Origin of the sequence: Streptomyces sp. NPDC053079, assembly GCF_044546695.1 — a bacterium.
GTDB lineage: Bacteria > Actinomycetota > Actinomycetes > Streptomycetales > Streptomycetaceae > Streptomyces.
Window position 1 is genome coordinate 185,994 of sequence record NZ_JBITZJ010000008.1, and the last position, 22,724, is coordinate 208,717.

Consider the following 22,724-nt stretch of genomic DNA (forward strand, 5'->3'; position numbering starts at 1 on the left):
TACTGCCGGAGCCCCTTACTCGTGTCTGCTTACGGCCTGCGGGCCGAGGTCACGCGGTAGACGTCGTAGACGCCCTCGACGCCGCGCACCGCCTTCAGGACGTGCCCGAGGTGCTTGGGGTCGCCCATCTCGAAGGTGAAGCGCGAGGTGGCCACCCGGTCGCGGGAGGTCTGCACGGCGGCCGAGAGGATGTTGACGTGCTGGTCCGACAGGACCCGGGTGACGTCCGACAGCAGCCGGGACCGGTCGAGGGCCTCCACCTGGATGGCGACCAGGAAGACGGACGACTGGGTGGGCGCCCACTCGACCTCGAGGATCCGCTCGGGCTGCTGCGAGAGCGAGTCGACGTTGACGCAGTCGGCGCGGTGCACCGAGATGCCGTTGCCGCGGGTGACGAAGCCGATGATCGGGTCGCCCGGCACCGGGGTGCAGCAGCGGGCCAGCTTGACCCAGACGTCGTCGACGCCCTTGACGACCACGCCCGGGTCGGCGCTGGAGCGGCGCTTGGAGCGGCCGCGGATCGGGGTGGCCTCCTCGATGTCCTCGGTGGCCGCGTCCTCGCCGCCCAGGGCCTGGACGAGCTTTTGCACCACGCCCTGGGCCGCGACATGGCCCTCGCCGATGGCGGCGTAGAGGGAGGAGATGTCGGGGTAGCGCATCTCGTGCGCGAGGGTGACCAGCGAGTCGCCGGTGAGGATGCGCTGGATCGGCAGGTTCTGCTTGCGCATGGCGCGCGCGATGGCGTCCTTGCCCTGCTCGATGGCCTCGTCGCGGCGCTCCTTGGAGAACCAGGCGCGGATCTTGTTGCGGGCGCGGGGGGACTTGACGAAGCCCAGCCAGTCGCGGGAGGGGCCGGCGCCGGAGGCCTTGGAGGTGAAGACCTCGACCAGGTCGCCGTTGTCGAGGGTCGACTCCAGCGGCACGAGCCGTCCGTTGACCCGCGCGCCTATCGTGCGGTGGCCGACCTCGGTGTGCACCGCGTAGGCGAAGTCGACGGGGGTGGCGCCCGCGGGGAGCGCTATGACGTCGCCCTTGGGCGTGAAGACGAAGACCTCGTTGCGCGAGAGGTCGAAGCGCAGGGACTCCAGGAACTCGCCCGGGTCCTCGGTCTCCTTCTGCCAGTCCAGCAGCTGCCGGAGCCAGGCCATGTCGTTGACGGTGTCCTGGTTCTTGCCGGCGTTCTTGGGCACGTCGGTGCGGATCTTGGAGGCTCCGGCGACGGCCTCCTGCTTGTACTTCCAGTGCGCGGCGATGCCGTACTCGGCGCGGCGGTGCATGTCGAAGGTGCGGATCTGCAGCTCGACCGGCTTGCCGCTGGGCCCTATGACCGTCGTGTGCAGCGACTGGTACATGTTGAACTTGGGCATCGCGATGTAGTCCTTGAACCGCCCCGGGACCGGGTTCCACCGGGCGTGGACGGTGCCGAGCGCCGCGTAGCAGTCGCGGACGGTGTCGACGAGGACGCGGATGCCCACCAGGTCGTAGATCTCGGCGAAGTCGCGGCCCCGCACGATCATCTTCTGGTAGACGCTGTAGTAGTGCTTCGGGCGGCCGGTGACGGTGGCCTTGATGCGGGCGGCGCGCAGGTCGGCCTGGACCTCGTCGGTGACGATGGCCAGGTACTCGTCGCGCTTGGGGGCCCGCTCGGCGACGAGGCGGACGATCTCGTCGTACATCTTGGGGTAGAGGATCGCGAAGGCGAGGTCCTCCAGCTCCCACTTGATGGTGTTCATGCCCAGCCGGTGCGCCAGCGGGGCGTAGATCTCAAGGGTCTCGCGGGCCTTCTTCTCCTGCTTCTCCCGCTTGAGGTAGCGCATGGTGCGCATGTTGTGCAGGCGGTCGGCGAGCTTGATGACCAGGACGCGCGGGTCCTTGGCCATGGCCACGACCATCTTGCGCACCGTCTCGGCCTGCGCGGCCTCGCCGAACTGCACCCGGTCGAGCTTGGTGACGCCGTCGACGAGCAGGGCGACCTGGTCGCCGAAGTCACGGCGCAGGTCGTCCAGGCCGTACTCGGTGTCCTCGACGGTGTCGTGCAGCAGGCCCGCCATCAGGGTGGCCGGATCCATGCCCAGCTCGGCGAGGATCGTGGTGACGGCGAGCGGGTGGGTGATGTACGGGTCGCCGCTCTTGCGCTTCTGGCCGCGGTGCCAGCGCTCGGCGACCTGGTAGGCGCGCTCGATCTGGCGCAGCGTCGTGGTGTCGGCCTTGGGATCGTTTCCGCGCACGATGCGCAGCAGCGGCTCGAGCACGGGGTTGTACGGGCTGGAGCGCTGTACGCCCAGGCGGGCGAGGCGGGCCCGGACGCGGCTGGAGGAGCCGGGGCGGGAGGTGGTGCCCGGCGGGGGCGTGGGGCGGGCGGGGGGCTGCGGACGGGCCGGCTGGGGCTGCGCCGCGGCCTTGTGGGGCGGGGGTCCGTCCCCGCTCCTGTGCTCGCTCCGGCCGCCGGTGGCGGGCTCGGGGGCGTTGCCCGGGCGGCCCGTGGGCGTGCCCGTGGCCGCCGCGGCCTCGGGAGACGGCTTGTCCTGTTGAGCGGCGGTGAGCGGCTGGACCTCGTCTGGCAAGAGCACTCCTCATGCGTTCCGGCCCCCCGTTCAGGTCCGGACTGCCCATGGTATCGATCCCGGCAGCCGGACCGCCGCGCGCCCGGCGTACCACGGGCGCCACACCTCCCACAACGCGCGACGGGCACCGGGAGCTTCCCCGGTGCCCGTCTGCGGTCGTGTCCGTGTCTCAGACGATGATCAGCGCCTCCAGAGGCGCGCCGTCCAGGGCGCCCTCCAGACGCTCGCGGCCGGGCAGGAAGCCCAGCTCCATCAGGACGGCGACGCCCGCCACCTCGGCGCCGGCGCGCCGGATGAGCTGCAGCGATGCCTCGGCCGTGCCACCGGTGGCCAGGACGTCGTCGATGACGAGCACCCGGTCGCCGCTGTCCAGCGCGTCGGCGTGCATCTCGATCTCGGCGGTGCCGTACTCGAGCTCGTAGGACTGCGCCAGGGTGGCGCCGGGCAGCTTGCCCGCCTTGCGTACGGGCACGAAGCCGATCCCGGCGCGGACGGCGACCGGGGCGGCCAGGATGAAGCCCCGCGCCTCCAGGCCGACGACCTTGGTGGCGCCGTAGCGCTCGCACAGGCCCGCGAAGGCCTCGGTGAGCGCGCCGAAGGCCTCGGCGTCGGCGAGCAGCGGGGTGATGTCCTTGAACATCACGCCCGGCTTGGGGTAGTCCGGCACGTCGTGGATGCGGCTGAGCAGCAGCTCCCGCAGCTTCTGGCCGGCGCTCCCGGCGCGTGCGGCGGTCATCGGCGCTTGCCCGAGGGTCGGCCGCGGCCACCGCGGTTGCGGCCGTCGGTCTGGCCGCGCTGGCCGACCACGCCCGCCGCCGCGTCCTGGACGTCGACGTCCTCGTCCGAGGCGTTCTCGACGGTGGCGGCGTCGCCCGCCTCGCCCTTGGCGGCGTCGGCCGCGCGCCGCGCGCGCACCCGCTTGGCCAGGGCCTTCATCTGCGGGTCGCGCTCCTTGAGGTCGGCGACCAGCGGGGTGGCGATGAAGATCGAGGAGTAGGCGCCGGCCGCGAGACCGACGAAGAGGGCGAGGGAGATGTCGTTGAGCATGCCCGCGCCGAGGAAGCCGCCGCCGATGAACAGCAGGCCGGCGACCGGCAGCAGCGCGACGACCGTGGTGTTGATCGAGCGCACCAGGGTGCTGTTGAGGCTGCGGTTGGCGATCTCGCTGTAGGTGTAGCGGGTCTGCTTGGTGATGTCCTTCGCGCCCTCCTTCAGACCGTCGAAGACGACGACGGTGTCGTAGAGGGAGTAACCGAGGATGGTCAGCAGACCGATCACCGTGCCCGGCGTGACCTCGAAGCCGACCAGCGCGTACACGCCGACGGTGATGGTGAGGTCGTGGATCAGTGCGATCAGGGCGGCGAGGGCCATGCGCCACTCGAAGGCGATCGCCAGATAGATCACCACGAGGATCATGAAGATCCCCAGACCCGTCCAGGCCTTGTCGGCGATCTGGTCGCCCCAGCTGGGACCGACGATGTCGGTGTTGACCTTGTCCAGGGAGACGTCGAGCTTCTTGGCCAGCGCCTCCTGGGTCTTGCGCGACTGCTCGGGGGTCAGCTCGCTGACCTGGACGCGCAGCGTGCGGTCGCCGAGCTTCTGGACGACGGCGGTGTGGCCGGAGGCGTCCTCCGCCGTCTGCCGGGCCTGGGTGGCGGAGACGGAGGTCTTGGGCGTGGTGAAGACCGCGCCGCCGGAGAACTCGATGCCCATGTTCAGGCCACGCACCGCCAGGCCGACGATGGCGGTGACGGTGATGAGGATCGAGATGCCGTACCAGATCTTCCGCTTGCCGACGAAGTCGTAGCCGACCTCACCGCGGTAGAGCCGGGCGCCGAGGGTGCCGAGTCGCGACATCTCACGCCTCCTTCGGGTCGACGGGGGCGGAGGGGCGGCGGCGGGAGGCCCGCAGCGGCGGCTTGACGCCGAGCCGCGTGGGGTCCAGACCGGACCAGGGGTGGCCGTCGGCGAAGAACTTGCGACGGGCGAGAAGCGTCATGAGCGGCTTGGTGAAGAAGAAGACCACGACGACGTCGAGCAGCGTGGTCAGACCGAGGGTGAAGGCGAAGCCCTGCACCTTGCCGACGGTGACGGCGAAGAGCACCGCGGCGGCGAGGAAGGAGACGAAGTCGGAGACGAGGATAGTGCGACGGGCACGCGGCCAGCCGCGCTCGACCGACGGGCGCAGGCTGCGGCCCTCACGGATCTCGTCGCGGATGCGCTCGAAGTACACGATGAACGAGTCGGCGGTGATACCGATCGCCACGATGGCACCACAGACGGCCGGCAGGTTCAGCGCGAAGCTGATGGCCGGGCCGAGCAGGACCATGATCGTGTAGGTGAGGATCGCGGAGACCGCGAGGCTGGCGAGGGCGACGAGCGCGAGACCGCGGTAGTACGCCACCAGGTAGATGATGACGAGGCCGAGGCCGATGGCACCGGCGATCAGACCGGCCCGCAGCTGCTCACCGCCGAGCGCGGCGGTCACCGTGGTCTCGGTGACCACGTCGAAGGAGAGCGGCAGGGCACCGAAGGACAGCACGTTGGCCAGGTCCGTGGCGCTCTGCTGGGTGAAGCCGCCGGAGATCTCCGCCTGGCCGCCGCCGATCGAGGTGGAGACGGAGGGGTCGGAGACGACCTCGCCGTCCAGGACGATCGCGAACTGGTTCTGCGGGGCCGGCTTGGTGGCCAGCTGGCCGGTGACGTCGGCGAACTTCTTCGCGCCCGAGGAGTTGAACTTCAGCTGGACGATCCAGCCCTTGCCGCCCTGGGTGTCGAAGACGGCGTCGGCGTCCTTGACGCCGGTGCCCTCCACGGCCACCGGGCCGAGGATCTCCTTGACCTGGCCGTCCTTGCGGCACGCGACGACGGGGTCGCTGGGCTTGGCGGCGGCAGCGGCCTCGTTCGCGTTGGCGCGGCTCTCCTTGGTGGAGCAGTCCAGGGCGTCGAGCTTCTTCTGCAGGGCCGCCATGTCCCCGGTGGCCGGGGTCGGCGTGGGCGTGGGCGCCTTCTTGTCGTCCTTCTTGGCGGACGGCGCGGCGCTCGGCGTCGCGTCGGCCTTGTCCGCCTTCAGGGCGTCGGTCACGGGCCGGCCCTGGGTGCTGGCACTGGCCGACGGCGCGGGCGAGCCGGACGACTTGTTCTTGTCGTCCTGCTTGCTCTTGTCGTCCTGCTTGCTCTTGTCCTTGTCCGCGGAGGCGCTGGGCGCGGGCTCCGGGGTCTTCACACCGGGGGCCCCCGTCAGGACGGGCCGGAAGGCGAGCTGGGCGGTGGTACCGACCTGCTGGCGGGCCTGCTTCGCGTTCGTCCCCTTGGGGATGTTCACGATGATGTGCTTCTCGCCCTGCGTCTGCACCTCGGCCTCGGACACGCCGAGACCGTTGACACGACGGTCGATGATGCCGACGGCCGTGTTCATGTTGGTGGGGTTGATCGCGTTGGGCCTGCCGGGCTGGTTCTTGGCCTCCAGCGTGAAGCTGGTGCCACCCGCGAGGTCGATGCCCAGCCTGGGCGTGGTGTGCCCGGAGGCGAACATCCCCCCGGTGAGCGCCGCCATGGCGATCAGGATCAGGGCCAGGACTCGGCCCGGCCTGCCCTGGCCGCCCGGGGACCTGCGGCCCTTCTTCGGTGCTGCCACCTTGTCGTTTCTCCCTGTCCAACCGTCCGGCGTCGGGTGTTCGCCGGACGGCCACGAAGTGTTGTGGGGACCTGCCCCCCCGCCGGAGCCTAGACCGTAACGGAACCGCGGTGCACCGCTCGGTGGGTGCTCCGCGGTTCCGTAAAGGGGCTACTTCGCGTCGGTGTCGCCGTCCCGCTTGGCGTCCTTTGCCTGCGCGTCGGTCACATCGCCGGACTTGTCGGACTTCACGTCCTCGTCATCGGCGGCCGCGGCGGTGTCCTTGCCGAGGTCGATCTTCTTCTCGGCCGGAGCGTCGGCGTCGGTCAGCGACGAGGCGTCGTCGGGAACGACCGGGGTCTCCTCCGGCTCCAGACCGTGGACGATGCGGTTGTACTCGGCGTCCTCCAGGACGGCGCCGATGGCGTTCTTCGCGTAGATCGCGTGCACGCCCGGGGCGACCTCCAGGAGGACCGTGTCCTCGTTGATCTCCTTGACGGTGGCGTACATGCCGCCGATCGTCCGGACACCGGTACCCGGCTGCATCTGGTCGCGCATCTGCATGGCCTGGCGCTGCTTGTTCTTGGCCGACCGGGTCATCAGGAACATGGCCCCGATAAGCACGATGAACGGCAGGAGAGTCACGATATTCACGGGACGGGGTTTCCTTCACACGACCGCTGGGGCGCGGCCTGGTCTACGGGGGTGGTATGCCGCACAAATACGGACGGCATCGGCGGAGTCTAAGCGAGTCCGCACCTATGGAACAACGCCCAGCATGGCACCGTGGTTCCTGAGGCGACCAGCCCACACACCGGTCACTGCCCGAAGAGGCCCTGCTGCTGGGGCGGGGTGAGCCCGAGGTGCGCCCACGCCGCCGGGGTGGCGATCCGGCCCCTGGGCGTACGGGCCAGCAGGCCCTCCCGCACCAGGAACGGCTCGGCGACCTCCTCGACCGTCTCGCGCTCCTCGCCCACGGCGACGGCCAGCGTGGACAGCCCGACGGGGCCGCCGCCGAACAGCGTGAGCAGGGCCGTCAGCACCGCGCGGTCCAGCCGGTCCAGGCCCCGGGCGTCGACCTCGTACACCTCCAGGGCCTGCTCGGCGATCTCCCGGGTGATCACTCCGTCGGCCTTGACCTGGGCGTAGTCGCGCACCCGGCGCAGCAGACGGTTGGCGATGCGGGGGGTGCCGCGCGAGCGGCCGGCGATCTCGCCCGCGCCTTCCTCCTCTATCTCCACGTCCAGCAGCCGGGCCGAGCGGTGGACGACGCGCTGGAGCTCGGCGGGGGCGTAGAACTCCATGTGCCCGGTGAAGCCGAAGCGGTCGCGCAGCGGGGGCGGCAGCAGGCCGGCCCGGGTGGTGGCGCCGACGAGGGTGAAGGGCGGCAGCTCCAGCGGGATGGCGGTGGCGCCGGGGCCCTTGCCGACGATGACGTCGACGCGGAAGTCCTCCATGGCCATGTAGAGCATCTCCTCGGCGGGCCGGGACATGCGGTGGATCTCGTCGAGGAAGAGCACCTCGCCCTCGGTGAGGGAGGAGAGGATGGCGGCGAGGTCGCCGGCGTGCTGGATGGCGGGGCCGGAGGTGATGCGGATGGGGGCGCCCATCTCGGCCGCGATGATCATCGAGAGGGTGGTCTTGCCGAGGCCGGGGGCGCCGGACAGCAGGACGTGGTCGGCGGTGGCGCCGCGGGCGCGGGCGGCCTGCAGGACGAGGTCGAGCTGCTGGCGGACGCGCTCCTGGCCGACGAACTCGCCGAGGTCCTTGGGGCGCAGCGCGGCCTCGACGGCCCGGTCCTCGCCGTCGGCGTCGGTGGCGACGAGGCGGTCGCCTGCGGAGGGGGTGCTCGCGGGTACGGACTCGTCGTCCCAGTTCACGGGTTGCCTCACGGTTCGGTGGGTGGTGCGGTGCTGTTGCCCGGGGCTCCGCCCCGGACCCCGGTCCTCAATCGCCGGACGGGCTCGATTGTTGCCCGGAACCGGGCTTGATCTGCGCCGGGCCGGCGGAAAATCCAGCCCGTCCGGCGTTTGAGGACACCGCGCGCAGTGCGGTCCGGGGGCCGGGGAGGTCAGCGGGTTCGGTTCAGGGTCTGGAGGGCCGAGCGCAGCAACTGCCCCACCTGCGGGCTGCCGCCCTCGGCGGCCACGGCCTCCGCCTGGGGCGTCACCGCCGCCACCGCCTCGTCCGCCTCGCGGCCCGCGTAGCCCAGGCCCACGAGCGCGGCGTGCAGTTGGTCGCGCCAGCCGGCGGCGGCCGGGGTCGCAGCGGCGGCGGGGGCCGAGCCGACGGGCTCGCCCAGCCGGTCCCTCAGCTCCAGCAGCAGCTTCTGGGCGCCCTTCTTGCCGATGCCGGGCACGGCGGTGAGGGCCTTCTCGTCGCCGGAGGCGAAGGCGCGGCGCAGGGCGTCGGGCGTGTGGACGGCGAGCATGGCCTGGGCCAGGCGGGGGCCGACGCCGCTGGCGGTCTGCAGCAGTTCGAAGGTCTGGCGCTCGTCGTCGTCGGCGAAGCCGTAGAGGGTGAGTGAGTCCTCGCGGACCACAAGGGACGTGGCGAGTCTGGCCTGTTGGCCGACGCGGAGCCCGGAGAGGGTGTTCGGCGTGCACTGCACGGCCATGCCGATGCCGCCGACCTCGACGACGGCGGTGTCCGGGGCGAGGGCCGCGACCGGGCCGGAGACGAAGGCGATCATCGGGTGCCCTTCGGGAGTCGTACGGATGCGGGGGAACGGCGCTGGGCGTCGGCGAGCCGCTGCAGGCGGTTGGCCGCGGGGGCCCGCCAGATGTGGCAGATGGCCAGGGCGAGGGCGTCGGCGGCGTCGGCGGGCTTCGGCGGGGCGTCGAGCCGCAGCAGCCGGGTGACCATCGATCCGACCTGGGCCTTGTCGGCCCGGCCGGAGCCGGTGACGGCGGCCTTGACCTCGCTGGGGGTGTGCAGGGCCACGGGAAGTCCGCGGCGGGCGGCGCAGAGCATCGCGACGGCGCTGGCCTGGGCGGTGCCCATGACCGTGCTGACGTTGTGCTGGCTGAACACCCGCTCCACGGCGACGTATTCGGGCCGGTGGGCGTCGAGCCACTCCTCGATGCCGCGCTCTATGAGGACGAGGCGCTCGGCGACCTCCGCCTCCGCCGGGGTGCGGACGACGCCGACGCCGACCATGCGCAGCGGACGGCCCGCGACGCCTTCCACCACGCCGACGCCGCACCGCGTCAGTCCCGGGTCCACGCCCAGTACCCGCATCGCGCCCCTCCCTTCGATCATCTGCCCGGAAGGCTATCGGCTGCCACTGACAACGGCCGCTCACGCCGACGGGCCGGCGGGGTGTGTTCCCCGCCGGCCCGTCGGCCGACCGCAGTCGGAAGTCTTACGCGTCGACCTTGGCCATGACGTCGTCGGAGACGTCGAAGTTGGCGAAGACGTTCTGGACGTCGTCGCTGTCCTCGAGGGCGTCGATCAGCTTGAAGATCTTGCGCGCGGCCTCCTCGTCGAGCTCCACCTGCATGGTGGGGACGAAGTTGGCCTCGGCCGAGTCGTAGTCGATGCCTTCCTTCTGGAGCGCGGTGCGGACCGCGACCAGGTCGGTGGCCTCGGAGATGACCTCGAAGGACTCGCCGAGGTCGTTGACCTCCTCGGCACCGGCGTCCAGGACGGCGCCGAGCACGTCGTCCTCGGTGAGCTCGCCCTTGGGGACGATGATGACGCCCTTGCGGTTGAACAGGTAGGACACCGAGCCCGGGTCGGCCATGGAACCGCCGTTACGGGTCATGGCGACGCGCACGTCGGAGGCGGCGCGGTTGCGGTTGTCGGTGAGGCACTCGATGAGCACGGCCACGCCGTTCGGACCGTAGCCCTCGTACATGATCGTCTCGTAGTCGGCGCCGCCGGCCTCGAGACCGCCGCCGCGCTTGACCGCGGAGTCGATGTTCTTGTTCGGGACCGACTGCTTCTTGGCCTTCTGGATGGCGTCGTAGAGGGTCGGGTTGCCCTCGATGTCGACGCCGCCCATGCGGGCCGCGACCTCGATGTTCTTGATGAGCTTCGCGAAGAGCTTGCCGCGCTTGGCGTCGATCACGGCCTTCTTGTGCTTCGTCGTAGCCCATTTAGAGTGGCCGGACATCCGCCTGTCTCCTTCACGTAACCCAATTCGTAACGAACGACAGAGATCCTACCGGGATCCCGCTACTGCGCTGCGCGCACCATCTCCACGAACAGGGCGTGCACCCGGTGGTCGCCGGTGAGCTCCGGGTGGAAGGACGTGGCCAGCACGTTGCCCTGCCGCACGGCGACCGTGTGGCCGTCGTAGGTGGCGATCACGTCGGCGGCCGCGCCGACGGACTCGACCCAGGGGGCGCGGATGAAGACGCCCTCGACGGGTCCGCCCTCGATGCCGTCCACCTCGACGGCCGCCTCGAAGGACTCGTTCTGCCGCCCGAAGGCGTTGCGCCGCACGATCATGTCGATGCCGCCCAGCGTCTCCTGGTCCTCGCGGCCGTCCAGGAGCTTGTCGGCCAGCATGATCATGCCGGCGCAGGTGCCGTAGACGGGCATGCCGGCGCGTACGCGCTCGCGCAGCGGCTCCAGCATCCCGAAGACGACCGCGAGCTTGGACATGGTGGTCGACTCGCCGCCGGGTATGACCAGGCCGTCGACCTCGGCGAGCTCCTCGGGGCGGCGCACCGGGCGGGCCAGCGCGTCGGCCGCGGCGAGGGCCACGAGGTGCTCGCGGACGTCGCCCTGGAGGGCGAGGACGCCGATGGTGGGCGTGGGACGGGAAGCGGGGGCCACGGGGTGCTGCCTTTCGGATCTGTGACGACGGGTGGGCGGTCCGCGGGGAATCGCGGACCGCCCACCCGGGAGGAGCGTGTGTTACCAGCCGCGGTTGGCGTAGCGCTCGGCCTCGGGGAGGGTGTCGCAGTTGATGCCGACCATGGCCTCGCCGAGGTTGCGGGAGGCGTCCGCGATGATCTTCGGGTCGTCGTAGAAGGTGGTGGCCTTCACGATGGCCGCGGCGCGCTTGGCCGGGTCACCGGACTTGAAGATGCCGGAGCCGACGAAGACGCCCTCGGCACCGAGCTGGCGCATCAGCGCGGCGTCCGCGGGGGTGGCGACGCCACCGGCGGAGAAGAGGACGACGGGCAGCTTGCCGAGCTCGGCGACCTCCTTGACGAGCTCGTAGGGGGCGCGCAGCTCCTTGGCGGCGGCGAAGAGCTCGTTGTTGTCGAAGCCGCGCAGCTTGGCGATCTCGTTCTTGATCTGGCGCAGGTGGCGGACGGCCTCGACGACGTTGCCGGTGCCGGCCTCGCCCTTGGAGCGGATCATGGCCGCGCCCTCGGCGATGCGGCGCAGGGCCTCGCCCAGGTTGGTGGCACCGCAGACGAAGGGGGTGGTGAACGCCCACTTGTCGGAGTGGTTGATCTCGTCGGCCGGGGTGAGGACCTCGGACTCGTCGATGTAGTCGACGCCGAGGGACTGCAGGACCTGGGCCTCGACGAAGTGGCCGATGCGGGACTTGGCCATGACCGGGATGGAGACGGCGCCGATGATCTCTTCGATCATGTTCGGGTCGGACATCCGGGCCACGCCGCCGTCCTTGCGGATGTCGGCCGGGACCCGCTCCAGAGCCATGACCGCCACGGCGCCCGCGTCCTCGGCGATCTTCGCCTGCTCGGCGTTGACGACGTCCATGATCACGCCGCCCTTGAGCTGCTCGGCCATGCCGCGCTTGACGCGCGCCGTGCCGGTCTCGGGGTTCTGCGTGGTGGGGCTGGACACGATGTGACCTCACTATCAAGGGCGGTGATGCTGCAGCGTCATCAAACCCAGAGCCGGTGGACCCGAAAAAGGGCCAATTCGAGGTCAGTGGCTTGTCGGGGCCCCGGGAAGGCCGCACCGCCGCCCGGTACCGGCCCCGGGGTCAGTGGCCGCTGCGGTCGCCGAGCACCGCCGGCGGCTCGTCGTCCATCTCGAAGGCCATGGGGAAGGGCGCGTGACCGGCCAGCCGGAACCAGCGCACCTTACGGTGGCGGCGCAGCGCCCGGGCCGCCCGGACCGCGTCGTTGTGGAACCGCCGCGCCATCGGCACCCTGCGCACGGCCTGGGTCAGCTCCCCCAGTGACTCCTCGCCGCCGGGCGCCTGCCGTACGGCCTCGACCTGCGGCGACTCGCCGAAGACCGCCCGCAGGGCCTGGCTCAGCTCGCTCTCGGCGACCTCCCGGTGCTCCTCCTCCGCCTGGCGTGCGGCGTGCGCGGCCTGGTAGAGCACGATCGAGGCGGCCGGATCGAGGATCCCGGCGGTGGCGAGCTCCTGGGCCACCGAGGCCCGCCGCAGCAACTGGGCGTCCAGGGCGGCGCGGGCGGCGTCGATGCGGCTGTGCAGCCGGTCCAGACGGCCCGCGGTCCAGCTCAGGTAGACGCCGATGACGACCAGGGCGGCCGCGATCCAGATCAAAGTGGTCACGCCGGGTCACGTTACCGCTCGGCGGGGGCCCGCTCGGCGCCGCGGGCTCCACCCGGGGGTGGAGTGGAGGTGGAGCATGGCCGCCGGCAATTTCTACCCGGGCTCCGATCCGTCTCCACCCGCCCGGTTCCTAATGTCGATGCAGGATGTCGGACCGCCCGACCGGGCACTGCTGGAGGCACCTCATGGACACCTCGGCCCCGCACACGGATACGCCCCCGCCGCACACGCCCGCGGCGGCGCACGGATCGCGCCCCGCGCGGGCGCTCCTGATCCCCCTGACCGTCACCATCGTCCTGCCGATGGTGCTCTACTACGCGCTGCGGGCGCAGGGCGTCGCCCAATGGCAGGCGCTGTTGCTCAGCGGCGCGATACCGGCGGCGCATGCGCTGGCCGCCGCGGTCGTGCGGCGACGGGCCGAGTTCTTCGACCTGTTCGTGGTGGCGCTGCTCGCCGTCTCGGCGGTGACGTCGCTGATCAGCGGGAACCCCCGGGTGCTGCTGCTGAAGGACGCCGGGCTCCCGGCGCTGCTGGGGGCGTGGATATTGGCCACGCTGTTCTTCTCGCGGCCGTTCACGTTCCACTTCGGCGGCCGGCTGCGCGGGCCGGCCGCGGCGGAGGAGGCCGAGCGCGCCTGGCGCGACCGGCCGGAGTTCCGCGAAGCGCTGCGCGGGCTGACGGTGCTGTGGGGCTGCTTCCAGCTGCTCGACGCCTTCCTGAGCACGGTGGCGGCGCTGGTGCTGCCCATCGACGTGGTGCCCGTGACGGGCAGGTTCCTGTCGTACGGCCTGCTGGCCGCGGTCGCCGTGATCACGGTGCGGCGCAGCCGCCGGTTCCGGGCCCGGTACGGCATAGCCCTGTTCGGGGCCCGGACCGCCGCCGGCTGACCCCGGCACGGGTGCGGCCGGGGTCGGTCGTGGGCGGGGTCGGTCGTGGGCGGGGCTCAGTCCCGGGCGAGGCCGAAGCGGGCGCGCAGGCTGGTGCGTTCGTCGGCAGCGACCGAGGCCGCGCCGGCCGTGACCGTCTCGTAGACGGCCAGGATGTCGGCGCCGACCACGGACCAGTCGAAGCGGCGTACGTGCCTGCTGCCGCGCTCGCTCAGCTCCGACCGGCGCCCGGGGTCGCCCAGCAGCCGGACGGCCGCGGCGGCGAGGGCGTCGGCGTCTTCGTTGGCGAACAGCTCGCCGGCCGCGCCCTGGTCCAGGACCTGCGTGAAGGCGTCCAGGTCGCTGGCGAGGACGGGGGCACCCGCCGACAGGGCCTCGACGAGGATGATGCCGAAGGACTCGCCGCCGGTATTGGGCGCGACGTAGAGGTCGACGCTGCGCAGCAGGCGGGCCTTGTCCTCGTCGCTGATCATGCCGAGGAACTCGACGTTGGCGCGCATCTCGGGGGGCAGTGCGGCGACGGCCTCCTCCTCGTCGCCCCGCCCGGCGACCAGGAGCCTGGTCTCCGGGCGCTCGGCAAGGATCTTCGGCAGGGCGCGCATGAGGACGGGCAGGCCCTTGCGGGGCTCGTCGATGCGGCCGATGAAGCCGATGGTCCCGCCCTGCCACTCGGGCCTGGGCTCGGCATCGGCGAAGAAGCCGACGTCGACGCCGTTGGGGATGACGACCGCGTCGCCCCCCAGGTGCTCGACCAGGGTGCGGCGGGCGTACTCGCTCACCGCGATGCGGGCGCTGATCTTCTCCAGCGCGGGCTGGAGGATCGGATAGGCCGCGATCATCGCGCGGGAGCGCGGGTTGGAGGTGTGGAAGGTGGCCACGATGGGGCCCTGGGCGGCCCAGCAGGACAGCAGGCCCAGCGAGGGAGAGGTGGGCTCGTGGATGTGGATGACGTCGAAGTCGCCCTCGTGCAGCCAGCGGCGCACCCGGGCGGCGGAGAGGAAACCGAAGTTCAGGCGGGCCACCGAGCCGTTGTACGGCACGGGAACCGCCCGGCCGGCGGAGACGACGAAGGGCGGCAGAGGCGTCTCGTCGTCGGCCGGCGCCAGCACCGACACCTCGTGCCCCAGCCGGATCAGATGCTCGGCCAGGTCACGGATGTGGAACTGGACGCCTCCAGGGACGTCCCACGAATACGGGCAGACGATCCCGATCCTCAAGGCTTCTCCGTTCCGGAGCTCTCGTCGGGGCGGGGCCGGGGCGGGCGCCGGTCGAGGTCGGCGAGCCACAGCCGCTGCAGCATGTGCCAGTCCTGCGGGTGTGCGGCGATGCCCGAGGCGAAGGCGTCGGCCAGCTGCTGGGTCATCGCCGCGGCCTTCTGCGCCCGGGTCCCGCTCTCCGGCACCTCGATGGGGGCGTGAATACGCCCGCGCAGCACCGGGGAGCGGTCGTACCAGAGGGTGACGGGCAGCAGCAGGGCGCCGGTCTGCGCGGCCAGCATGGCGGGGCCGGCGGGCATCTTGGCCGCCTCGCCGAAGAAGGAGACCTCGACGCCGGAGGAGGACAGGTCGCGGTCGGCCACCAGGCAGACCACGCCGCCGGAGCGCAGCCGCCGGGCGAGGGTGCCGAAGGCGCTGCCGCCGGCGTGCGGCAGGACCTCCATGCCCAGGCCCTCGCGGTAGGCGACGAAGCGGTCGTAGAGCGTCTCGGGCTTGAGCCGCTCGGCGACGGTGGTGAAGGGCGTCTCGAGCTCGGTGGTGAGCCAGGCGCCGGCCAGGTCGTAGTTGCCCATGTGGGGCAGGGCCAGGACGACGCCGCGGCCGCTCGCCAGCGCCTCCTTCAGGCGGTGCAGCTCCTCGGCCTTGAAGCCGCCGCGGATGCGCTCCTCGCTCCAGGTCGGCAGCCGGAAGGACTCCATCCAGTAGCGCATGTAGGAGCGCATGCCCGCCCGGGACAGCTCGGCGAGGCGAGCCGGGCCGGCGTCGGGGACGACCCGGGCCAGGTTGGCCTCCAGGCGCAGCACGCCCTGGCCGCGCCGCTTCCAGGCCGCGTCGGCGATGCGCCGGCCCAGGGCGGTGGCCACGGGCTCGGGAAGCTTCTTGACCGTGCTCCAGCCCAGCCCGTACAGCGCGTCGGTCAGCCGGTCCTTCACCCGGCCTCGCCCCCGGCGGCCGCCGCGGCGGCGTCCGCCTCGGCGGACTCGCGGCGCACGGTGACCATCCGCTGGATCAGCGTGACCAGGCTCCCCACGGCCACGATCCACAGGGCGATCGGCAGGAGGATCTGGATGTGCGGCACGCCGAACGCGTGCAGACCGGAGAAGCCGCAGGCCACCAGCGAGATCACCAGGCGCTCGGCGCGCTCGACCAGGCCGTTGACGTTCACCGGCAGGCCGATGCTCTCGCCGCGGGCCTTGGTGTACGAGACGACCTGGCCGCTGGCGAGGCAGAAGATCGCCACCGCGCACAGGACCAGGCTGTCGCCGCCCCCGGCGTACCACAGGGCCAGGCCACCGAAGATCGCCGAGTCGGCGACCCGGTCCAGCGTCGAGTCGAGGAAGGCCCCCCAGCGGCTCGAGCGGCCGAGCTGGCGCGCCATGTTGCCGTCGACCAGGTCCGAGAAGACGAACAGGGTGATGACGATCGTGCCCCAGAAGAACTCGCCCTGGGGGTAGAAGACCAGCGCACCCGCCACCACGCCACCGGTACCGATGAGAGTCACCGCGTCGGGGCTGACGCCCAGGCGAATGAGCAAAGCGGCGAACGGCGTGAGAACACGCGTGAAGAAAGCACGCGCGTACTTGTTCAGCATGGCCTTCCCGGAGGGTCGTATCGGGCCGGGTGGTCGGAAGGCCACCGGCTGGCCCATCGTAGCCAGGCCGCGGGGGCCGACCGCGCCGACGTCGCTCCCGCGGCCCATGGCGCAGGTCACGCCGGTCACGGCCGTCCGCCCCGGCGGGCTCACTCCGGGGGCGGGCGGTTGCGTGCGCGTGTGCGACGTATGGACGCAGCGTGACCACGGTGGAAAGCTCGAAGGACCGCAGGTGTCGACCGGGAGGCGAGACACATGGGCGAGAAGACGAGTACCCATCCAGGGGCCGCGGGCAGAGCAGTGACGGCCGACCGGCCGGGCGAAATCCGCAACGTGGTGCTGGTCGGCCACAGTGGCTCCGGAAAGACGACGCTGGTCGAGGCGCTGGCACTGGCCACCGGCTCGGTCAACCGGGCGGGCCGGGTCGAGGACGGCTCGGCCCTCTCCGACTACGACGAGATCGAACACCGCCAGCAGCGCTCGGTACAGCTGTCCCTCGTGCCCGTCGAATGGGCCGGAATCAAGATCAATCTATTGGACACACCCGGCTACGCCGACTTCGTCGGCGAGCTGAGGGCCGGTCTGCGCGCCGCGGACGCGGCCCTTTTCGTCGTCTCGGCAGCCGAGGGCGCCGAAGGCATCGCCGGGCCGACCCGCATGCTCTGGGAGGAGTGCGCGGCGGTCGGCATGCCCCGCGCCATCGTGGTGACGCACCTGGAGGCCGCCCGGGCGGACTTCGAGGAGATGACCGAGACCTGCCGGGACGCGTTCGGCGACGACGACCCCGACAGCGTGCTCCCGCTCTACCTACCCCTGCACGGGGAGGAGGGCCCCGACGGCCACCGTCCGGTGGCCGGCCTCGTCGGGCTGCTCACCCAGCGCGTGTTCGACTACTCCTCCGGCACCCGGACCGAGGCCGCCCCCGGCCCCGACCAGCTGCCGCTGATCGAGGAGGCCCGCAACCGGCTCATCGAGGGGATCATCGCCGAGAGCGAGGACGAGACCCTGATGGACCGCTACCTCGCCGGCGAGGAGATCGACGTCAAGACGCTGATCGGCGATCTGGAGACCGCGGTCGCCCGCGGCCGCTTCCACCCCGTGCTCGCCGCGGCGCCCGCCGCGGACGGCGCCAAGCAGGGCCTGGGCACGGTCGAGCTGCTGGAGCTGGTCACCGGCGGCTTCCCCACCCCGACCGAGCGCGCGGCCCCCGTCGTCACCACGCCCGACGGAGCCCCGCGCGCGGAGCTGGCCTGCGACCCGGCCGGGCCGCTGGCCGCCGAGGTGGTCAAGACCGCCTCGGACCCCTACGTCGGCCGCATCTCCCTGGTGCGGGTCTTCTCCGGCACCCTGCGTCCCGACGAGACCGTCCACGTCTCCGGGCACGGCCTGGAGGACCGGGGCCATGAGAGCCACGACGTCGACGAGCGCGTCGGCGCCCTCACCTCGCCCTTCGGCAAGCACCAGCGCCAGCTGAACCAGGCCGTCGCCGGCGACATCGCCTGCGTGGCCAAGCTCGTCCGCGCCGAGACCGGGGACACCCTCTCCAGCCGCACCGACCCGCTGCTGATGGAACCCTGGCTCATGCCCGACCCCCTGCTGCCCGTCGCCATCCAGGCGCACAGCAAGCCGGACGAGGACAAGCTCTCCCAGGGACTGGCCCGGCTGGTCGCCGAGGACCCCACGATGCGGCTGGAGCACAACCAGCACACCCACCAGGTGGTCCTGTGGTGCCTGGGCGAGGCGCACCGGGACGTGGCCCTGGAGCGGCTGCGCACCCGCTACGGCGTCCAGGTCGACGTGGTGCCGCACAAGGTGTCGCTGCGCGAGACCTTCGGCACCCGGGCGGCCGGCCGCGGCCGGCACGTCAAGCAGTCCGGCGGCCACGGCCAGTACGCCATCTGCGAGATCGAGGTGGAGCCGCTGCCCGGCGGCTCGGGCATCGAGTTCGTGGACAAGGTCGTGGGCGGCGCCGTCCCCCGCCAGTTCATCCCCTCGGTGGAGAAGGGCGTACGGGCCCAGGCCGCACGCGGCGTCGCGGCCGGCTATCCGCTGGTCGACGTGCGCGTGACCCTCCTCGACGGCAAGGCGCACTCGGTGGACTCCTCGGACGCGGCCTTCCAGACCGCCGGCGCCCTCGCCCTGCGCGAGGCCGCCGCCGAGACCCGCATCCACCTCCTCGAACCGGTCGCCGAGATCCAGGTCCTGGTCTCCGACGACTACGTCGGCCCGGTCATGAGCGACCTGTCCGGACGCCGCGGCCGCGTCGTCGGCACCGAGCAGTCCGGAGCCGGCCGCACCCTCGTGCGCGCCGAGGTCCCGGAGATCGAGATCGGCCGCTACGCGGTGGACCTGCGCTCCCTCTCGCACGGCACGGGGCGGTTCAGCCGCTCCTACGCCCGGCACGAGCCGATGCCCCCGCAGCTCGCGGACCGCATTCGCGAACAGGCAGAGAACGGCGCATAGTTCGCAAGCCGCCCGCATCAACTCGCTTGGTGCGGGCGGCTTTCCGATCTCCCACGACAGACGGCCCCCGCCCCATTACGCTGAGCACGCGGCCCATGACGCAGTCCATGGGCGGTAGTCGGGAGAAGGCCGGCGCACCGGACGCGTACGGCATTGGGGGCATCAGTGGCAACAGGCGACGCGTACGACTTCAGCCCGGGTGCGCAGATCCCGGTCGCCGGCGGCGCGGGACAGACCGCGGCGACCCAGGCCCTGGCCTCGGCGGCCTACCGGGACGGCCCGGTCGAGGAGCTGCTCAAGGCCAACTCCGACTGGGCCAAGTCCGAGGTGAAGAAGCCGCTCATCTCGCTCTTCGAGCCCAACCTCGGCGAGGCCTTCGCCCGCGCCGTGCAGACCCGCATGCTCGGCGGCGGACGCAAGCCCCTCATCCAGTCCTTCGGCCTCGAGCCCCAGGTCATCGTCGAGCACTGCCTGGCCGCGTCCCGCATCCGCAAGGAGCGCGACACCAGGCTCACCCTGATCATGGCGGTCTGCGGACTGCTCTTCCTGCCCGGCGTCCTGCTCTGGCTCGGCGCCTTCCAGCTGCGCCGCAGCCTGGCCGGCGCCCAGAACAAGCGCGCCGGGGCACTGGGTACCACCCTGCTTGTGGCCCTCGCCGCCGTCGTCGTGCTCTTCATGGTCAAGGCGCCGCTCAACGGCCTCCTGGGCATCTACCTCCGCGCCATGGTCATCGCCCCCCTCGTCGGCGGCTACTGGGCGAAGATCATCTGTGAGCGCACCGCCAAGGACCTGCGGGAGCGCTGGACCGGACTGCTCGACGGCGGCGGCGTCCCCGCCAAGATCCCCGAAGCCGTCCCCTCGACCCCCGGCCAGAGCGCCGCCGAGACGCTGCGGCAGAGCCTGGCGAAGCTGAGCGCCGAGCAGCAGAGCAACCTCGTCTTCTACGCCGGCCCCAAGGGCATACTCGGCATGGGCACCCGCTGGGGCAGCTGGCAGCTCGCCGAGGACCTCGTCCCCCTTGAGCCCGGCAAGGACATCAACCCCTTCCGCAGCTGGGACATCGCCCGGGCCGTGCACGACCAGCTCAAGCTGCTGGAGCGCACCCCCATCAACGCCGGCGGCCTCCCCCAGCCCCACGTCGAGCACTGGGTCGTCTCCCCCATCGGCGAGGGCGCCGGCGCCGTCTCCCGCCCCGGCGGCAGCGACGCGGCCTCGTACCAGATAAGGGGCGCCAAGCTCCAGGACATCTGCGACAAGCAGCACTTCGGCAGCGGCGACCGCCACTACCTCGGCGTCCAGTTCGTCCTCTGGGACGGCCAACTGGTCATCAACCTGCTCATCAACGTCACCGTCCTGCACAAGACCCTGCGCATCGAGGTCACCGGCCACGCCCTCGGCCCCACCCACGCCGTCTTCAACGGCAGGCCCAAGAGCCGCACCAAGACCTTCAAAAAGGGCCTGAAGTTCTGGGAGACCTACACCCGCACCCTGCCCGTCGTCGAACCCCGCGAGGTCGTCCGGCTCGCCGCCCGCGCCCCCCTCACCTGGTACCCGCCGCTCCTGGAGTACTGGGGCGGCAAGCTCGTGCTGCCCGAGCCCTTCGGCCTGCGCCACGCCTGGGCCGACAAGCCCTGGCGCCACCGCTTCATGGCCGACGACGCCCTGCGCGCCGCCACCCCCGTGCTCCGCGTCGTCCACGAGGCCACGCTCCGCGTCCTGGCCGAGCACGGCGTCGACACCACCCGCTTCGCCAGCCGCGCCGGCAACCTCAGCGGCACGGTGCAGGACCCCACACCGCGCCAGGCCGACGTCTACAACGCCTGAGGCCCCCCGCTGGGCCACGCCCTACCGGAAGATCCCGGTGTGGCCCAGCGAGTACCGGCCCGGCTGCGGGTAGACCGCCAGGCCGTGCGGGCCGTCGCCCACCTTGATCCGGGCGATCTGGTGCCCGTCCTGGGTGTCGATCGCATAGACCTCGCTGTCGTAGCGCCCCGACAGCCACAGCACCTTGCCGTCCGCCGACACCCCGCCCATGTCCGGGCTCCCGCCGTCCGGCAGCTCCCACTTCTTCACCAGCTTGCGGCTGGGCAGGTCCAGCACCGAGATCGAGCCCTCGCCCCGGTTGGAGATGTACATCGACTTCGAATCACGGCTCACATACAGCCCGTGGGCGCCCTTGCCCGTCGGCATCAGCCACGGCTCGCCGAACTTGTCGCCGTCCAGCACCCACACGCCGTCGGCCATCATGTCCGCTACGTACCAGGTCTTGCCGTCCGAGGAGATCTTCACGTCCTGCGGCATCGCCCCGTCGAAGGGCAGCTTCTGCTTGTCGATCACCTTCATGCGGGCCGTGTCGACCTTCAGCAGCTCCCCGGAGAACTCGCACGAGACGATGAAGTACCGCCCGTCCGGCGAGAAGTCGGCGTGGTTAACCCCCAGGCAGTTCACGTGCTCGGTCTTCATCCGCTTCATCGTGTGCGCCTCCCGGAAGACCAGCTCCCGATCCATCGACGCCATCACCACCGCGTATTTGCCGTCGGGGGTGAAGTAGAGGTTGTACGGGTCGTGCACGTCGACCGTCTTGCCCGGCTTGCCGGTGGCCGGGTCGATGGGCGTGAGCGTGTGCCCGCGGTCGTTGTTGACCCACAGCGTCTTCATGTCCCAGGAGGGGACGACGTGCTGGGGCTGGTTGCCCACCGGGATGGTCTCGATGACCTTGTACGTCCTGGGATCGATGACGCTGACCGTGTCCGACTCCGTGTTGGGCACGTACACCCGCGACGGGAAGTCCTTCACCACCGGCGACAGGGCGTTCGGCCGGTCCGCCGCGTACAGGTCGTTCGGATCCAGCAGCGGCGGCATCCCCGGCAGCCCCTGCGGGACCCCGCGCGCCGCGCCCTGACTGTGCGTGCCCTGTTGCGGCGGGCTCGCTGCCCCCTCGTCCCGGCCGCCACCGCAGCCGGACGCCGCCAGCAGGGCGCAGGCCGCCGTCACGAGCGCGGCCGTGCGCACTCCACGTGTGCGGAAGGGGGTACGGGGACGGGAACGGTGATGCGAGAACGGGATCATCGGGTCAGCAGCTCCGTAGTCGTCACCGCACGCAGACCGCGGCGGTGGAGGCCGTCGAGGATCGCGGGCAGCGCGGCGACCGTGCCGGCGTGCCCGAAGTGCAGACTCACGACCGAGCCGGGCCGGACCGCGCCGAGCACGGTACGCCGGACCACCTCGGCCCCAGGGTCGGTGAAGTCGAGGGAGTCCACGTCGTACGACAGGATGTGCGGGTACCCCGCCTTGCGTGCCAGACGCACCACCTCGTCGGTGGCCCGCTTCGCACGGGAGGGACGGAACCAGCGGCCGATGCCGCCCGTGAGCCTGCGCAGCCGGTCCGCGCACTCCGTGATCTCGGCGTAGGCGGCCTTGGCCGGCATCGAGCAGATGCTCAGGTGCCGCATCGTGTGATTGCCGAGCTCGTGCCCGCCGTCGAGCACCCGCCGCGCGAGCTGGGGCTCGGCGTCGAGCCACTGGCCGACGGCCAGCACGGTGATCCGGGCCCCGGCCCGTTCGGCCTCCGTCAGCAGCGCGGTGGTGGACTTCCGGTCCCCCTGGCCGTGGAAGGTCAGGGCCACCGCCCGGTTGTTGCGGGGACCGTGCTCGATCTGCACCGGCAGCCCCGACGGCAGCCTGGGCAGCAGCAGCGGCGGCCCGGGCGGCATCGACGGCCGGGCGGCCGCGGCGGCGGACGTCCCCGCGGCCGTCGGCGTACGCGCCCGCGAGCCGGTGGCCGTCCGGTCCCCGCCGCACCCCGAGGCGGCGGTCCCGGCGGCCCCGGCCATGGCGCTGCCCATGGCCGCGCGCAGCACGGTGCGACGGTGAAGGAAAGTCACCGTCCCATTAGAGCTTCTTTAGAAAGAATTGGTGTGATTTGCCCG

Annotated in this window: 20 protein-coding genes; 3 read left to right on the forward strand and 17 right to left on the reverse strand. The window is 71.7% G+C overall.

Annotation, left to right across the window (positions count from 1 at the left end):
• Window positions 1–29: 29 nt before the first annotated feature.
• From ACIGXW_RS28530 to ACIGXW_RS28585, 12 genes are all read right to left on the reverse strand, one after another.
• Window positions 30–2,564 carry a RelA/SpoT family protein gene (locus ACIGXW_RS28530; RefSeq protein ID WP_399575606.1) on the reverse strand — a complete coding sequence of 845 codons (2,535 nt, stop codon included), beginning with the start codon at window positions 2,562–2,564 and terminating at the stop codon, window positions 30–32.
• Between the two features lie 169 nt (window positions 2,565–2,733).
• Entirely contained in the window at window positions 2,734–3,300 is a 567-nt protein-coding gene (locus tag ACIGXW_RS28535; RefSeq protein ID WP_399575607.1) for an adenine phosphoribosyltransferase, read from the reverse strand.
• Window positions 3,297–4,421 carry a protein translocase subunit SecF gene (gene secF / locus ACIGXW_RS28540; RefSeq protein WP_399575608.1) on the reverse strand — a complete coding sequence of 375 codons (1,125 nt, stop codon included), beginning with the start codon at window positions 4,419–4,421 and terminating at the stop codon, window positions 3,297–3,299. Before secF ends, ACIGXW_RS28535 begins: the two co-directional genes overlap by 4 nt.
• A gap of 1 nt (window position 4,422) precedes the next feature.
• Window positions 4,423–6,201, reverse strand: a complete 1,779-nt coding sequence (gene secD, locus ACIGXW_RS28545; RefSeq protein WP_399575610.1) for a protein translocase subunit SecD — start codon at window positions 6,199–6,201, stop codon at window positions 4,423–4,425.
• A gap of 150 nt (window positions 6,202–6,351) precedes the next feature.
• Window positions 6,352–6,834, reverse strand: coding sequence for a preprotein translocase subunit YajC (gene yajC, locus ACIGXW_RS28550; RefSeq protein ID WP_071966216.1), 483 nt, complete (start codon window positions 6,832–6,834; stop codon window positions 6,352–6,354).
• Window positions 6,835–6,998: 164 nt separating this feature from the next.
• The gene (ruvB, locus tag ACIGXW_RS28555) at window positions 6,999–8,060 is read right to left on the reverse strand and encodes a Holliday junction branch migration DNA helicase RuvB (protein WP_399575921.1); all 1,062 of its coding nucleotides are present in this window, start codon (window positions 8,058–8,060) and stop codon (window positions 6,999–7,001) included.
• Between the two features lie 191 nt (window positions 8,061–8,251).
• Window positions 8,252–8,872, reverse strand: a complete 621-nt coding sequence (gene ruvA / locus ACIGXW_RS28560; protein WP_071966219.1) for a Holliday junction branch migration protein RuvA — start codon at window positions 8,870–8,872, stop codon at window positions 8,252–8,254.
• The gene (ruvC, locus tag ACIGXW_RS28565) at window positions 8,869–9,420 is read right to left on the reverse strand and encodes a crossover junction endodeoxyribonuclease RuvC (protein ID WP_360911896.1); all 552 of its coding nucleotides are present in this window, start codon (window positions 9,418–9,420) and stop codon (window positions 8,869–8,871) included. Before ruvC ends, ruvA begins: the two co-directional genes overlap by 4 nt.
• 124 nt (window positions 9,421–9,544) lie before the next feature.
• Window positions 9,545–10,297: a YebC/PmpR family DNA-binding transcriptional regulator gene (locus tag ACIGXW_RS28570; RefSeq protein ID WP_071966221.1), complete on the reverse strand. Its 753-nt coding sequence runs from the start codon at window positions 10,295–10,297 to the stop codon at window positions 9,545–9,547.
• Between the two features lie 62 nt (window positions 10,298–10,359).
• Complete coding sequence (pdxT, locus tag ACIGXW_RS28575) at window positions 10,360–10,965, reverse strand: pyridoxal 5'-phosphate synthase glutaminase subunit PdxT (RefSeq protein WP_399575612.1); 606 nt, start codon at window positions 10,963–10,965, stop codon at window positions 10,360–10,362.
• 81 nt (window positions 10,966–11,046) lie between these two features.
• The gene (gene pdxS, locus ACIGXW_RS28580) at window positions 11,047–11,955 is read right to left on the reverse strand and encodes a pyridoxal 5'-phosphate synthase lyase subunit PdxS (RefSeq protein WP_177338532.1); all 909 of its coding nucleotides are present in this window, start codon (window positions 11,953–11,955) and stop codon (window positions 11,047–11,049) included.
• A gap of 139 nt (window positions 11,956–12,094) precedes the next feature.
• Window positions 12,095–12,637, reverse strand: a complete 543-nt coding sequence (locus ACIGXW_RS28585) for a hypothetical protein (RefSeq protein WP_071966224.1) — start codon at window positions 12,635–12,637, stop codon at window positions 12,095–12,097.
• A 185-nt stretch (window positions 12,638–12,822) separates the two neighbouring features.
• Between ACIGXW_RS28585 and ACIGXW_RS28590 the strand changes: the two genes are divergently transcribed.
• Entirely contained in the window at window positions 12,823–13,524 is a 702-nt protein-coding gene (locus tag ACIGXW_RS28590; protein WP_399575614.1) for a VC0807 family protein, read from the forward strand.
• 56 nt (window positions 13,525–13,580) lie between these two features.
• Here the strand turns inward: ACIGXW_RS28590 and ACIGXW_RS28595 are convergent, their stop codons facing one another.
• From ACIGXW_RS28595 to pgsA, 3 genes are read right to left on the reverse strand one after another with little or no spacing between them, the layout of a single operon-like run.
• Window positions 13,581–14,741 (reverse strand): glycosyltransferase family 4 protein, encoded by a 1,161-nt coding sequence (locus ACIGXW_RS28595; protein WP_399575616.1) that lies wholly within the window; start codon window positions 14,739–14,741, stop codon window positions 13,581–13,583.
• Window positions 14,738–15,673: a phosphatidylinositol mannoside acyltransferase gene (locus tag ACIGXW_RS28600; protein ID WP_399575618.1), complete on the reverse strand. Its 936-nt coding sequence runs from the start codon at window positions 15,671–15,673 to the stop codon at window positions 14,738–14,740. The genes ACIGXW_RS28595 and ACIGXW_RS28600 overlap by 4 nt, the downstream gene beginning before the upstream one ends.
• On the reverse strand, window positions 15,670–16,332 hold the full coding sequence (pgsA, locus tag ACIGXW_RS28605; RefSeq protein WP_071966253.1) for a phosphatidylinositol phosphate synthase: 663 nt from the start codon (window positions 16,330–16,332) through the stop codon (window positions 15,670–15,672). The genes ACIGXW_RS28600 and pgsA overlap by 4 nt, the downstream gene beginning before the upstream one ends.
• 255 nt (window positions 16,333–16,587) lie before the next feature.
• On the opposite strand from pgsA, the gene ACIGXW_RS28610 reads away from it, so the two are divergent.
• Window positions 16,588–18,795: an elongation factor G-like protein EF-G2 gene (locus ACIGXW_RS28610; protein ID WP_399575619.1), complete on the forward strand. Its 2,208-nt coding sequence runs from the start codon at window positions 16,588–16,590 to the stop codon at window positions 18,793–18,795.
• 165 nt (window positions 18,796–18,960) lie between these two features.
• The gene (locus ACIGXW_RS28615) at window positions 18,961–20,619 is read left to right on the forward strand and encodes a hypothetical protein (RefSeq protein ID WP_399575621.1); all 1,659 of its coding nucleotides are present in this window, start codon (window positions 18,961–18,963) and stop codon (window positions 20,617–20,619) included.
• A 21-nt stretch (window positions 20,620–20,640) separates the two neighbouring features.
• Here ACIGXW_RS28615 and ACIGXW_RS28620 read toward each other — a convergent pair whose 3' ends face one another.
• Together ACIGXW_RS28620 and ACIGXW_RS28625 are read right to left on the reverse strand one after the other, a co-directional pair.
• Complete coding sequence (locus ACIGXW_RS28620) at window positions 20,641–21,864, reverse strand: hypothetical protein (protein ID WP_399575623.1); 1,224 nt, start codon at window positions 21,862–21,864, stop codon at window positions 20,641–20,643.
• Entirely contained in the window at window positions 21,861–22,679 is an 819-nt protein-coding gene (locus ACIGXW_RS28625; protein ID WP_399575626.1) for a polysaccharide deacetylase family protein, read from the reverse strand. The genes ACIGXW_RS28620 and ACIGXW_RS28625 overlap by 4 nt, the downstream gene beginning before the upstream one ends.
• Between the last annotated feature and the right edge of the window lie 45 nt (window positions 22,680–22,724).